Source organism: Sphingobium sp. FW305-3-2-15-F-TSA7 (genome assembly GCF_058787155.1).
Map to the genome: position 1 here is coordinate 177,969 of NZ_JBYSZM010000006.1, position 13,520 is coordinate 191,488.

Here is a 13,520-nt window from a genome sequence, read left to right on the forward strand (position 1 = left end):
TCGGAATATGATCGACGGCAACGGGGGAGCGCGTATGACGAGCTGGTGGCAAGCCGGTACCATCTATCAGATCTATCCACGGTCGTTCCAGGACAGCGACGGCGACGGCGTCGGCGATCTCGCCGGGATCGTCGGCCGGCTCGATCATGTGACGGCACTGGGCGTCGATGCGATCTGGCTCTCGCCGATCTTCCGCTCGCCAATGGCGGATTATGGCTATGACGTCGCCGATTATCGCGACGTCGATCCGCTGTTCGGCACGTTGGAGGATCTCGACCGCCTGATCGCGGAGGCGCATCGTCGCGGGCTCAAGCTGATCCTCGATTTCGTTCCCAATCACAGTTCCGACCGGCATCCCTGGTTCGTCGAGAGCCGGGCGTCGCGCGGCAATCCGAAGCGCGACTGGTATATCTGGCGCGATCCCGCTCCCGATGGCGGGCCGCCCAACAACTGGATCAGCGATTTTGGCGGCTCGGCCTGGCAATATGATGCGGCCACCGGCCAATATTATCTCCACGCCTTCCTCAAGGAGCAGCCGGATCTCAACTGGCGCAATCCGGAGGTGCGCGCGGCGATGATGGATGTGCTGCGCTTCTGGTTCGACCGGGGTGTGGACGGTTTCCGGATCGACGTGCTGTGGCACATCGTGAAAGCCGACGGCCTGCCCGACAATCCACCCAATCCCGATTATCGGCGGGAGATGGGCGAGATGCACAAGGTGCTGCAGGCCCATTCGACCGACCAGCCCGAAGTGCACGAGATCGCGGCCGAGATGCGGGCGCTGGCGGACGGCTATGGCGATCGCGTGCTGATCGGGGAGATCTATCTGCCCGTCGATCGGCTGGTGCGCTATTATGGTGTCGATGCACCGGGGGTGCATCTGCCCTTCAATTTCCAGCTCATCGATGCGCCCTGGGATGCGCGGGTGCTTCAGCGGATGATCGCCGACTATGAAGCGGCGCTGCCCGAGGGCGCCTGGCCGAACTGGGTGCTTGGCAATCACGACCGGCCGCGCGTCGCCGCGAAGCTGGGCGAAGCACAGGCGCGGGTGGCGGCGATGCTGCTGCTGACGCTGCGTGGCACGCCAACCCTCTATTATGGCGATGAGCTCGGTATCGGCGAGGTCGAGATCCCACCCGGACGGGTGCGGGATCCCCGCGAACTGCGCGAACCCGGTCTCGGGCTCGGCCGCGATCCGGTGCGCACGCCGATGCCGTGGCGGGCGGATGCCCCGAATGCGGGTTTCAGCACGGCGGATCCGTGGTTGCCGCTCAATGCCGACTGGCGGACGCGCAATGTCGCGTCGCTCGACGCCGAGGCCGGGTCGATCCTGGCATTGCATCGTCGGTTGCTCGCTTTGCGGTGCGGGCATGAGGCATTGTCGCTCGGAACGATCATGCTGCTGCCGGCCACCGGCACCATCCTCGCCTATGAACGGCGGGCCGGCGACGAGCGCGTGTTGATCGTGCTCAATCTGGGCAAGGAGGCGCAGGCGTTCGAATTGCCCGACTATGCCGAAGCCGTCGATCTGCTACTCTCGACAATCGATCGCGAACCGGTCGTGAATGCCCGCAACCTCACTTTGTCTTCGGATGAGGGCCTGATCCTGAAGATAAGGAATTGACCATGCGCATCGCGATGCTCGCGCCGATCTCCTGGCGCACGCCGCCGCGCAGCTATGGGCCATGGGAATTGGTGACCAGCCTGCTCACCGAGGCGCTGGTCGATCGCGGGATCGACGTGACCTTGTTCGCCACGGCGGATTCTGAAACGCGCGCGACGCTGGCTGCGGTCGTGCCGCGCGGATATTCGGAGGATCCGACGATCGACGCCAAGGTGTGGGAGGCGCTCCATATTGCCAGCCTGTTCGAGCGTGCGGGCGAATTCGATCTGATCCACAATCAGGCGGATTTCATGCCTCTGGCTTTCTCGCGCCTTGTCGAGACGCCGGTCGTGACGACGATCCACGGCTTTTCGTCCGAACGCATCCTGCCGGTCTTCCGCCGTTATGACGACCGCGTCCATTATGTCGCGATCAGCGATGCCGACCGGCATCCCGATCTCGACTATGCCGCCACCATCCATCACGGCATTCCGGTCGAGGCGTTCGATTTCGAGGCGGAAGGCGGCGATGCGCTGCTCTTCTTCGGACGCATCCATCCCGACAAGGGCGCTGCCGATGCGGTGCGGGCGGCGCAGGCGACCGGACATCGGCTGGTGATGGCAGGTCTGGTGCAGGACGCGGATTATCATGCCCGGTTCGTTGCGCCGCATATCGATGGCGATCGCATCCGCTTCCTCGGCACGGTGGGCGGGCGTGAGCGGATCGAGGCGCTCGGCCGGGCAAAGGCGCTGCTCCACCTGATCGGTTTCGACGAGCCCTTCGGGCTGTCGGTGGTGGAGGCGATGGCATGCGGTACGCCGGTCATCGCCTATCGCCGCGGTTCGATGCCCGAACTGATCGAGCATGGCGTCACCGGCTTTCTGGTCGACACGTTCGAACAGGCGGTGGCGGCGATCGGTCGGGTGGGGGAGATCGATCGCCGCCGCTGCCGCGACGCGGTGATCGCACGTTTCTCGGTCGATCGGATGGCGGACGATTATGTCGCGCTCTATCGACGCATCATGGAAGGCCATAGCGAACAAACTGGCCGTTGACCTGGGCCGTCGCGGACAGCAAGGGCGATCCATGCGCTTCTTTTCCGACAATGCCGCCCCGGTCTCTCCCGCAGTCCTTGCCGCGCTTTCGGAGGTCAATGTCGTCGATACGGCCTATGACGGCGATGCGTATAGCCGTCTGCTCGACGCCCGTTTCTCCACTTTGTTCGAGACCGAGGTGCGCGCTCTCTGGGTTTCGACCGGGACCGCCGCCAATGCGCTGGCGCTCGCCGCGCTCTGTCCGCCCTATGGCGGTGTGCTCTGCCACCGCAATGCGCATATCCAGGTCGACGAATGCGGCGCGCCGGGCTTCTTCACCCATGGTGCGTCGTTGATGACCATATCGGGGCCCGGTGCGAAGCTCACGCCCGACGCGGTCGGCGATGCGATCGACTCGATGGGCAACACCGTCCATCAGGTCCGGCCGCATGCGCTGTCGATCACCAACGCCACCGAATATGGCGAGGTCTACACCCCTGACGAGGTGGCGGCGCTTGGTGCGCTGTGTCGTGAGCGCGGGTTGGGGCTGCATATGGACGGTGCGCGCTTTGCCAATGCGATCGCGCATCTGGGCTGCGCGCCCGCGGATGTGACCTGGCGAGCGGGCGTCGATGCGCTGAGCTTCGGCTTCGTCAAAAATGGCGCGATGTCGGCCGAGGCGCTGATCTTCTTCCGGACCGAACTGGCCGATGCGACCCTTTATCGCCGCAAACGCGCCGGCCATCTCCTGTCGAAAGGACGTTATCTGGCCGCGCAGATCCTGGCGATGCTCGATGACGATCTGTGGCTGAAGAATGCGCGCGCCGCCAATGCGGGCGCGAAACTGCTGGCCGATGCCGCGGGTGATCGGCTGCTCCATCCGGTCGAGGCGAACGAAGTGTTCCTGCGCGCAACGGCCGACGAATCCGCGTCGCTGCGCGCATCGGGCTTCGATTTCTACGACTGGAGCCAAGGCGAATTGCGTTTTGTGACGAGCTGGAACCACAGCGTGGACGATATTCGCCCGCTCGCGGACGCGATCGCGCGATTGTGATCGCCGGCACGAAGCCAGGCCCGACGCGGGCGGCGGTGCTGATCCCGTTCGTCAGCGTCACCCTGATCTGGGGATCGACCTGGCTGGTGATCCGCGACCAGCTCGGCCATGTGCCGCCAAGCTGGTCGATCTGCTATCGTTTCGCCATTGCCGGGCTCGTGCTGATCGCGGTCGCATGTATCCGGCGCGAGAGCCTGAAGCTCGACCGCCGGGGGCTGGCCTTTGCGGCCGCGCTTGGGCTGGCGCAGTTCGTGATCAACTTCAATTTCGTCTATCGTGCGGAATTGCACATCACCTCGGGGCTGGTGGCGCTGGTGTTCGCGCTGCTGATCGTTCCCAACGCACTGTTCTCCTGGGTATTCCTCGGCAAGCGGGTGAGCGGCCGGTTCCTTGCGGCGTCGGGCGTCGCGATCGTCGGCGTCGCATTGCTGTTCATCCACGAGGCGCGGGTCGACCGGTCGTCCGAGGGCGGAACATTGCTCGGAATCGGGTTCACGCTGATGGGCGTGCTCGCGGCATCGACGGCGAACGTGATGCAGGCCAGCCGCCGCGCCACGCTCTATCCGATGGCGACCATGCTGGGCTGGGCGATGCTGATCGGTGCCGCCTGCGACGCGATCTTCGCCTGGAGCACATCCGGGCCGCCGGTGGTCGAATGGCGCGCGGGCTATATCGCCGGTTTGCTCTATCTGGGCGTCATCGCGTCATCGCTCGCCTTCACGCTCTATTTCGGGTTGATCCGCCTGATCGGTCCGGCGATGGCGGCCTATACCAGCGTCATCATCCCGGTGATCGCGATGTTCCTGTCGACTTTGTTCGAGGGCTATCGCTGGTCGCCGCTTGCGATCACCGGCTGTGCGCTGGCGCTGATCGGGCTGGTGTTCGCATTGAGGGCGCCCAGCCCGGCGCGATAGTCGGGAAAGGTCGGGCACCAGCCGAGAACGCGCTTCGCCTTGCCGTTCGCAACCCGCCGGTTCTCGGCATAAAAGGCGCGCGCCGCTGGCGAGAGGCCGGCATCGTCGACCGCGAGAAGCGGTGGCGGTGCGATCCCCAGCAAGGCGGCCGCATGCGCGATCACGTCATTCTGGCTGCATGGCGCATCGTCGGCGAGATTGTAGACGCCGGCGGGGCCGGCAAGGCCCGCGATCACGCCCGATGCGATATCGTCGACATGGATGCGGCTGAAGACCTGACCAGGCAGATCGATGCGGTGCGCGGTGCCGGCCGACACCCGATCGAGCGACGAGCGGCCCGGGCCGTAAATGCCGGGCAGGCGGAAGACATGGGCGCCGAGCGATTGCCATGCGAGATCGGCCGTGGCGCGCGCGGTGCGCCGGCCCGATCCGATCGGTGCGCTTTCGTCGACCCAGGCGCCGCGCGTATCGCCATAGACGCCTGTCGAGGAGAGATAACCGATCCAGCCCGGAAAGCCGCGGATCGCATCGCCATAGGCCGCAAGAACCGGGTCTTCGTCACGCCGGGGCGGCACGCTCGACAGGATATGCGTGGCGGAGGCGAGCGCATGTTCGACCGCTGTGCGGTCGTCGAATGGCACGTCGCCACCACGACCGGTGCCGGCAACATGCCAGCCCCGTTCGCGCAGCCTGATGGCGAGGCGGGAAGCGGTATAGCCGAGGCCGAAGATGAAGAGCGCGCTCATCCGGACCTGTTCGCCTAAATTGGCGGTCACGTCACCCCGCGAAAGGCCCTCCTGGGCGAAGTCGAAGGGCGGACATGAGCGGTATTGCCGCTATTTCGGTCGCGCGTCGCCCAGATGGTCGGCTTTCCACTGCATCGCCATGCGCACACGCGTTTCCCCCGAGGGATGATCGAAAAAGAGCAGCTCCTCGATCGGGCCGGGCGAGATCTTGCGATATTCCGAGAGTTTCATGGCGGTGAGCGCGAAGCCGTCCGGTTCGCGCGCGGCGTTCAGCCCGAAGGCGTCGGCCTTGCTTTCGCTGATCCGGATCATGCTGTTGGTGATCGGTGTGGCGAGCAGGCCGAGTATCGCCGCGATACCGAAGAAAAGCGGCGTCGCCGCGGGGTCGTCGACGCCGCGCACGCCCCACGCGGCACCATGCCGCCTGAGCAGCGCGGGCGCGATCCGCGAGACCAGCCAGAAGCCGGCGAGGAACAGCGCGCCGAACAGGCCGAGCAGCGACCAGATATGGCCGAGCACATAATGGCCGAGCTCATGTCCCATCACCGCCGCGATCTCGGGCGGAGATGTGCGGTTGAGCAGATTGTCGTTGAGCGAGATCCGGATCGTCGGACCGAGGCCCGACACGTTGGCCGAGATGCGCTTGCTCTGTTTCGACGCGTCGAACACGTAGATATGTTCGGCCGGAACATGATTGGCTGCCGCCATGGCGACGATGCGGTCGCGCACCGGGCCGGCGGGCATCTCGGTATAGCTGTTGAACAGCGGCGCGATGAAGACCGGAGAGATCAGCAGGCCGATCGCCATGAACGCGGTCATCGCACCCGCGCCGAACAGCCACCAGAGCCTTGGCGCACGGCGGATCACCGCAAAGACGATCATCAGCAGCAGCGCGGTGATGATCACGCCGATGCCCAGGCCGATCGCCTGTTCCCCTGCCCAGCCGCCGAAGCTCTGGCTCATCAGGTCATAATGCTTCTCGCGGACATAGCCGGCATAGATCGTCCAGGGCAGGCCGATCAGCGCGGCGGCGATGGTGTAGGGCAGCGCGTAGAGCGCGGCCGCCAGCGCCGGCCGCTTCGTCCGCCCCTCCGCCCAGTCGCGGAAACGGGCGGAGAGGCCGAAACGCAGCAGGATCCAGCAGGTCGCGACCGAGACGAGCGCCCTCCACAGCGTCATCCAATAGCCGCCTTCGAAATAGGCATCGGAGCGGTCGCGCGCCGGCCCGTGCAGCGTGTCGACATAGGCACGCGTCGCCGCCTCCACGTCGAAACCCTGGGCATGGACCAGGCCGGGAAGCGCAAGCGCGAGCGCCGCCGCGGCGATGATCATGGTCGTCCTGGGCCGCATTGCACACTCTCCCCCCGAAGCGGCGCAAGCTATGCCATGCATTTGGCGATGCAAGCGCAATTGCACGCCCCGGCACCGCGGCGTAAGGCTCGGACCATGCTCGATATCCAGTCCACCGCCGCGCCCACCGTCATCCGTCGCGAGGATTATCGTCCGCCCGATTGGCTGGTGCCCGAAATCAGCCTCGATTTTCGGCTGGACGGCATGCACACCCAGGTCGTCTCGCGACTGCATGTCGTGCGCAACGGCGATCACGATCGGGCGCTCGCGCTCGATGGCGACGGGCTGACCCCGATCGCCGTCCGCGTCGACGGCGCTGCGGTCGAATGGCGGATGGAGGATGACCGGCTGATCGTGCCCCTTTCGGGCAGCGACCATGTCGTCGAGACCGAGGTCGAGATCGCGCCCGAATTGAACACCCAGCTCATGGGTCTCTACGCGTCGGGCGGCCTGCTCTGTACGCAGTGCGAGGCGGAAGGGTTTCGGCGCATCACGTTCTTTCCCGATCGGCCCGACGTGCTCAGTCGCTATGTCGTACGGATGGAAGCGGACAAGGCGCGCTATCCCGTGCTGCTGGCGAACGGAGACCCGGTGGCATCGGGGGATTCCGGTGACGGCCGGCATTGGGCGGAGTGGCGCGATCCGTTTCCCAAGCCCTGCTATCTGTTCGCGCTGGTCGCCGGCGATCTGGTCGCGAACCGCGACAGCTTTACGACCATGTCGGGCCGCAAGGTCGATCTCGGCATCTGGGTGCGCGCGGCGGATCTTGCCAAGACCGATCATGCGATGACCGCGCTCAAGCTCTCAATGGCCTGGGACGAGACGGTCTATGGCCGCGAATATGATCTCGACGTGTTCAACATCGTCGCCGTCGCCGATTTCAATTTTGGCGCGATGGAGAATAAGGGCCTCAACATATTCAATTCGCGCTACATATTGGCCGATCCGGATACCGCGACCGATGCCGATTATGATGCGGTCGCGGGCGTGGTGGCCCACGAATATTTCCACAATTGGTCGGGCAATCGTGTCACCTGCCGCGACTGGTTCCAATTGTCGCTGAAGGAAGGCTTCACCGTCTTTCGCGACCAGCAATTCTCCGCCGATCAGGGCAGCGCCGCGGTCAAGCGGATCGAGGATGTCCGCACCCTGCGCGCGGCACAGTTTCCGGAGGATTCGGGGCCGCTGGCGCATCCCATCCGCCCGGAATCCTATATGGAGATCTCCAACTTCTACACTGCGACGATCTACAATAAGGGTGCCGAGGTGATCCGGATGATGCACGCCATCCTCGGCCCGGAGCGCTTCCGTACCGCCACCGACCTGTATTTCGCCCGCCATGACGGTGAAGCCGCGACCTGCGAGGATTTCGTCGCCGCGATGGAGGCGGGGGGCGATACCGATCTGACGCAGTTCCGCTTGTGGTACAGCCAGGCGGGAACCCCGCGCGTCGTCGCCCGGCTCGATCATGAGGGCACGACCGCGCGGCTGACGCTCGAGCAATCGGTTCCCGCAACGCCGGGCCAGCCCGACAAACAGCCGATGGTGCTGCCGCTGCGCACCCGTCTGTTCTGCGCCGATACCGCGCGCCCGCTCTGCGACGAGCAGCTGATCCTGTTGGCCGAACCGCGCCAGGAGATCATATTCGACGATATCGCAACGCGTCCGGTGCTCTCGATCAACCGCAGCTTCTCGACACCCGTGGTGGTGGAAACCGGGCGCAGCGTGACCGACCTCGCCTTTCTGTCGGCGCACGACGATGACCCGTTTGCGCGCTACGAAGCGATGCAGCAGCTGATGCTCGACACGCTCGTCGCTGCGGTGATCGAGGGCAGCGCGGACCATGGTGCGGTGATCGAGGCGGTCCGCAACACGCTGGGCGATCCCGCGCTCGACAGGGCGTTCGTTGCCGAGGCGGTCCTGCTGCCGAGCGAGGCGTTCGTGGGCGAACAGATGCCCGTCGTCGAGCCCGAAGCGATCCATCGTGCCCGCGAGGCGCTGCGCACCGATCTCGGCAAAGCGCTGGAGGCCGAATGGCGCGCCGCCCATGCGGGGGCGCAGGCCAATCGTTTCGAATATTCGCCGGCCGCCAAGGGCGCGCGCCGGATGAAGACGGTGGCGCTCGGCTATATCGCGGCATCGGGCGCGTCCGATGCGGCCGAACTTGCCCATGCCCAGTTCGTCGCCGCCGACAATATGACCGATCGGCAGGGCGCGCTGACCACGCTGGTCAACGGCGTCTCCGCGCAGCGTGACGATGCGCTCGAGGCCTTTTACGCACGCTATCGCGACAATGCGCTGGTGCTCGATAAATGGTTCACCACCCAGGCGCTTTCGATGCGCGACGACGCGCTGGATGCGGTGCTTGCACTGGAGAAGCATCGCGATTTCACGCTGGCCAATCCCAATCGCGTCCGCGCGCTTGCTGGCGCCTTCACCGCCAATCAGCGCGCTTTCCACGCCGCCGACGGCCGCGGCTATGCATTCCTGGTCGACATCATCGTCGCGCTCGATCCGATCAATCCGCAGACCGCCGCCAAGCTGGTACCGCCGCTCGGCCGCTGGCGCCGTTTCGACGACGCCCGCGCCGCCCTGATGCGCGCGGCGCTCGGCCGGATCGTCGAGACGCCGGGTCTGTCGAAGGATGTGTTCGAACAGGCGTCGAAGAGCCTGGGGTAGGTTTGGCCGACCACGATCAACGCCTCACATTGTCATTCCCGCGAATGCGGGAATCCAGCTTCTTCTTCTTTCTGATGTGTCACGGAAAAGCTGGATTCCCGCGTTCGCGGGAATGACAAGAGCAAGGCCGGTTCAGCGCCCACCCAGCACAAAATCCCGCAGCGCCCGCGCGTCGTGCAGCGCATTGTGCGGCACCTTGCTGTTGGCGGCGGGGCTGAATCCCGGGGAGCGGAGAAAGCTGAAATCCACATCGTCGATATCGGCGATCACGCCATTGCCGATGACCAGCAGCTTGCAGAAATAGGCGATGTCGTCGGGCCAGTCGGCGACGATCACCGGACCGGGATCATGCGCCAGATAATGCGCGACCGCATGTGCGGCGTCTTCGCTGCGCATCGTCATGTCGAGCGCGGGCGGCACCATGTGGAGATAGGGCATCACATGCCGCTCCACCCAGGGCTCGACCGGATCGGCGAGTGGCAGGATCGCGTAGAATTCCTCGTCGCCATATTCGGGCACGAGCGCGATGCTGATCAACGCGCCGCCAAAGCCGTTGAATTCGGTATCCAGGAAATAGCGCAAGAAGAATCCCCAATCCGTCGGCCCGCTGTCCGGCCGGCGCTATCTCAATTGCCGATCCAGGCGGCGACCTGGTCGGCCACCTGGTTCGCGGCGGTGTTGAGCGCGACCGCGGCCGGGCCGGGTTCGATCGCCGAAACCGGGACGCGCGCCTCGAAGCGGCGCTCCTCGATCTTCGCGCCGTTTTCGGTCGCGCGCGCCGCGTCATAGGTCACGATCGCCTGCATCGCCGCCGCGTCGATCGTGAAATTGCGCAACTCCCCCGAAACGGTCGTGCCGGGATCGAAGCTGAACTGGCGATTGTCCAGAACCATGCGGCCGGTGCGCGCCGTGACCACGTCCGCGAGCAGGGCGCGGAACAGCCGATTGGGCGAGTCCGCCCATTGCGCGTCCTTCACATAGGCGATGCTGGTATCGTCGCTGCGAACCGGGATGCGATTATTGGCAAGCGCCGCGGGAACGCGCGGCGTGAGGATCGTCACCGCCTGGCCGGCAACCGCGGTGCGGCTTTCCCCTGCCGTCATCGCAGTCGCGGGGAACAGGGTCAGCAAGGTCGCCGGCGGCTTGGCGCCGAAGCTGATGCAGCCCGAAAGCGCGAGCGCCGCGAGTGGGATCGTCAGGCGGAATATGTGTGCATGGCGCGCCATGATCATTTGCCCTTCTTCTTATAGTCGGGGAGCTTGGGCGTTCCGACGAGCGCGCCGGCGCCGCCGCGGTCGAGCCGCGTCGCAACCGCGGTCAGCGCTTCGGACATGTCGCGCAGATCGCGGACGAGCTGGCCGACTTCGGGAACGGTCTGCTTCGAGAATGCCTGAAGGCCCGGCCTCGCATCGCCGATCGCGGCATCGAGCGTATCCATGCTGGTCTTGGCCGATGCCACGGTCTTGCGCAGATCGGCCATCAGCGGACGACCTTCCTTGTCGAGCAGGTCATTGGTCGTGCCGGCAAGCTTGCCGATTTCTTCCGCGGCGTTGCCCGCCTGTTCGATCGCGACGCGCGTCTGCGCCAGCGTCGCGGCGATTTCTGGGCCGCGCTGCGCCAGCGATCCGGAGAGCTTCTCGACATTGTCGAGGATGCCCGCGATCGATGCCTGGTTGCGGTCGCTCAGCAGCAAGGTCAGCCGTTCGGTCAGCGTCGTCAGCCGCTCGAGCAGCTGCGGCGCGTTCGACAGCAATTCACCCAGTGCGCCGGGTTTTGTCGGGATCACCGGCACGCCGCCGGGGCCGATATCGGTGATCGGCGGTGCACCCTTGACCGCGCCGTCGAGCATGATCTGCGAGACACCGGTGAAGCCGACACCCTGGATGGTCGCGGTGGTGCCCTGCAGCACCGGCGTTTCCGATTTCACACGGATACGGACGCGAACGAATTCGGGATCCTTGGGCCAGAGCGAGATCTCGTCGACCTGGCCGGAGGGGACGCCGGAAAAGCTGACGCTCGATCCCTTGGCGAGGCCGTCGACCGATTGTTTGAAGAAGATGTCGTATTTGGTCTCGGATCCGCCGCCGAGCTGCGCCAGCCAGACCGTGAAGATCGCCAGCGCGGCGAGCAGGGCAAGCACGACGCTGCCGACGAGGACGTGATTGGAGCGGGTTTCCATCGGCGCTCAGCCCTTCTTCTTCTGCTTCGCCGCCACCGCGGCCCGGCCACGTGGGCCGTTGAAATATTCCTGGATCCACGGATGATCCAACGCCAGCAACTCGTCGATGGTACCAACCGCGATCACTCTTTTGTCCGCGAGCACCGCCACGCGGTCGCAGATAGCATAGAGCGTGTCGAGATCGTGCGTGATCAGAAAGACCGTCAGCCCCAGGATCTTCTGGAGTTCGGAGGTCAGTTCATCGAAAGCGGCGGCGCCGATCGGGTCGAGACCGGCGGTCGGCTCGTCGAGGAACAGCAATTCGGGATCGAGCGCCAGCGCCCGCGCCAGCCCCGCGCGCTTGCGCATACCGCCCGACAGCTCGGCGGGATATTTGGGCCCCGCTTCGACGGGCAGGCCACTCATCGTCACCTTGAAGGACGCGATCTCGTCGAGCAGCGGCGGTTTGATATCCGGATAGAATTCGCGGAGCGGAACCTGGACATTCTCGGCGACGGTGAGTGTCGAGAACAGCGCCCCGCCCTGGAACAGCACGCCCCAGCGTCGGCGGACGGCGACTGCATCATTTTCGTCGCGGCCGATCATCGACTGACCGAATACGCTGATCTCGCCTTCGTCGGGCGTCTGGAGTCCGATGATCGAGCGCATCAGCACCGACTTGCCGGTACCCGAGCCGCCGACCACGCCCAATATCTCGCCCTTGCGGACGTTCAGATCGAGCCCTTCATGCACGACCTGATCGCCGAAGCTGTTCTTGAGGCCGCGCACGCAGATGACGGTTTCGCCCTCCGCCAGCTCGGGCAGTTCCTCGATCGCGTCTTGTTCGGTGCTGCTCATGTCCACCCGATCGAGGTGAAGAAGACCGCGAAAAAGGCATCGATCACGATCACCAGGAAGATCGCCTGGACCACCGCGGATGTCGTGCGCAGCCCGACTTCCTCGGCATTGGCCTTGACCTGCATGCCCTGGAAACAGCCGGCCATGGCAATGATCGCGCCGAACACCGGCGCCTTGACCATGCCGACATAGAGGTCGGTCATCGGCACGACCTCGCGGATGCGCTGGATGAAAGTGACGGGCGGGATGCCGAGATCGATCCAGCACCAGATAAGGCCGCCGAGGATCGTGACGATCGAGGCGTAGAAGCCGAGAAGGGGCATCAATATGACCGTGGCGAGGACGCGCGGCAGCACCAGAGCCTCCTGCGGAGAGACCCCGATGGTGCGCATCGCGTCGATCTCCTCGGTCAGCTTCATCGTGCCGAGCTGCGCGGCAAAGGCCGAACCCGATCGGCCCGCGACCATGATCGCGGTCATCAGCACGCCCAGTTCGCGCAGCGTGATCCGGCCGACCAGATTGATCGTGAAGGTCTCCATGCCGAACTGGCGAAGCTGCACTGCGCCCTGCTGCGCGATGACGATGCCGATCAGGAAACTCATCAGGCCGATGATGCCGAGCGCGGAGACGCCGACCACTTCGAAGCGCTGGACCACCGCATTGATTCGGAAGCGGGCCGGGTGACGGATCACGTTCCATGCGGCGATACAGGTCGCGCCGAAAAAGCCGAGCAGGCCGAGCAGCGTCTGTCCGGCGATTGCCGTCGCATCGCCGATCTCGCCCAGCACGCGGATATGGGGGGGCGTCCGATCGGGGCGCATGCGCACCGGGCGGTCGGAGGCGGAAACCTGTTCGATCAGGCGGCTGGCATCGGCGTCGGCGCCCTTGATCTCGGCGCCGTGATCGCGACTCAATCGATAGACCAGCCAGGCGCCGATCGTGTCGATATGCTCGATCTTGTCGAGCCGGATGACATCGATCGGCACGGCGAGCGCCGCGAGCCTCTGCGGAATGTCACCGAGGCGCGCGATCGAAAGGGAGCCCAGGAAGCTGAGCTCGCAGCCGGCTTCGCCATGCTCCTGGATGAAATCGGCCATTTCGCTCATGCACTTGAAGTCTTGCGC

The 13,520-nt window shown here is 65.2% G+C and carries 12 protein-coding genes; 5 read left to right on the plus strand and 7 right to left on the minus strand.

What is annotated here, in order from left to right; translation table 11 throughout:
* The first annotated feature begins 34 nt into the window (after nt 1-34).
* From AC3WN8_RS06605 to AC3WN8_RS06620, 4 genes are read left to right on the plus strand one after another with little or no spacing between them, the layout of a single operon-like run.
* Nucleotides 35-1,624, plus strand: a complete 1,590-nt coding sequence (locus tag AC3WN8_RS06605; RefSeq protein WP_492668599.1) for an alpha-amylase family glycosyl hydrolase — start codon at nt 35-37, stop codon at nt 1,622-1,624.
* Between the two features lie 2 nt (nt 1,625-1,626).
* Nucleotides 1,627-2,658 (plus strand): glycosyltransferase family 4 protein, encoded by a 1,032-nt coding sequence (locus AC3WN8_RS06610; RefSeq protein WP_492668600.1) that lies wholly within the window; start codon nt 1,627-1,629, stop codon nt 2,656-2,658.
* A 31-nt stretch (nt 2,659-2,689) separates the two neighbouring features.
* The gene (locus tag AC3WN8_RS06615) at nt 2,690-3,691 is read left to right on the plus strand and encodes a threonine aldolase family protein (protein WP_492668601.1); all 1,002 of its coding nucleotides are present in this window, start codon (nt 2,690-2,692) and stop codon (nt 3,689-3,691) included.
* Nucleotides 3,688-4,605, plus strand: coding sequence for a DMT family transporter (locus AC3WN8_RS06620; RefSeq protein WP_492668602.1), 918 nt, complete (start codon nt 3,688-3,690; stop codon nt 4,603-4,605). Before AC3WN8_RS06615 ends, AC3WN8_RS06620 begins: the two co-directional genes overlap by 4 nt.
* Here the strand turns inward: AC3WN8_RS06620 and AC3WN8_RS06625 are convergent.
* Both AC3WN8_RS06625 and AC3WN8_RS06630 read right to left on the minus strand, forming a co-directional pair.
* Nucleotides 4,515-5,351: a Rossmann-fold NAD(P)-binding domain-containing protein gene (locus tag AC3WN8_RS06625; RefSeq protein WP_492668603.1), complete on the minus strand. Its 837-nt coding sequence runs from the start codon at nt 5,349-5,351 to the stop codon at nt 4,515-4,517. The genes AC3WN8_RS06620 and AC3WN8_RS06625 overlap by 91 nt on opposite strands.
* A gap of 90 nt (nt 5,352-5,441) precedes the next feature.
* Entirely contained in the window at nt 5,442-6,701 is a 1,260-nt protein-coding gene (locus AC3WN8_RS06630) for a M48 family metallopeptidase (protein ID WP_492668604.1), read from the minus strand.
* Between the two features lie 96 nt (nt 6,702-6,797).
* Between AC3WN8_RS06630 and pepN the strand changes: the two genes are divergently transcribed.
* The gene (gene pepN / locus AC3WN8_RS06635; RefSeq protein WP_492668605.1) at nt 6,798-9,380 is read left to right on the plus strand and encodes an aminopeptidase N; all 2,583 of its coding nucleotides are present in this window, start codon (nt 6,798-6,800) and stop codon (nt 9,378-9,380) included.
* A 132-nt stretch (nt 9,381-9,512) separates the two neighbouring features.
* On the opposite strand, the gene AC3WN8_RS06640 is transcribed toward pepN, so the two are convergent.
* Genes AC3WN8_RS06640 through AC3WN8_RS06660 form a run of 5 tightly spaced genes read right to left on the minus strand, consistent with a single transcriptional unit; the run spans nt 9,513 to nt 13,502 of the window.
* On the minus strand, nt 9,513-9,962 hold the full coding sequence (locus tag AC3WN8_RS06640) for a hypothetical protein (RefSeq protein ID WP_492668606.1): 450 nt from the start codon (nt 9,960-9,962) through the stop codon (nt 9,513-9,515).
* A 44-nt stretch (nt 9,963-10,006) separates the two neighbouring features.
* The gene (locus AC3WN8_RS06645; protein ID WP_492668607.1) at nt 10,007-10,606 is read right to left on the minus strand and encodes an ABC-type transport auxiliary lipoprotein family protein; all 600 of its coding nucleotides are present in this window, start codon (nt 10,604-10,606) and stop codon (nt 10,007-10,009) included.
* Between the two features lie 2 nt (nt 10,607-10,608).
* Nucleotides 10,609-11,559, minus strand: a complete 951-nt coding sequence (locus AC3WN8_RS06650) for an MlaD family protein (protein ID WP_492668608.1) — start codon at nt 11,557-11,559, stop codon at nt 10,609-10,611.
* A gap of 6 nt (nt 11,560-11,565) precedes the next feature.
* A complete protein-coding gene (locus AC3WN8_RS06655; protein WP_492668609.1) occupies nt 11,566-12,396 on the minus strand; it encodes an ABC transporter ATP-binding protein in 831 nt (276 codons plus the stop codon).
* Nucleotides 12,393-13,502, minus strand: a complete 1,110-nt coding sequence (locus AC3WN8_RS06660; protein WP_492668610.1) for an MlaE family ABC transporter permease — start codon at nt 13,500-13,502, stop codon at nt 12,393-12,395. Before AC3WN8_RS06660 ends, AC3WN8_RS06655 begins: the two co-directional genes overlap by 4 nt.
* Nucleotides 13,503-13,520: the final 18 nt, after the last annotated feature.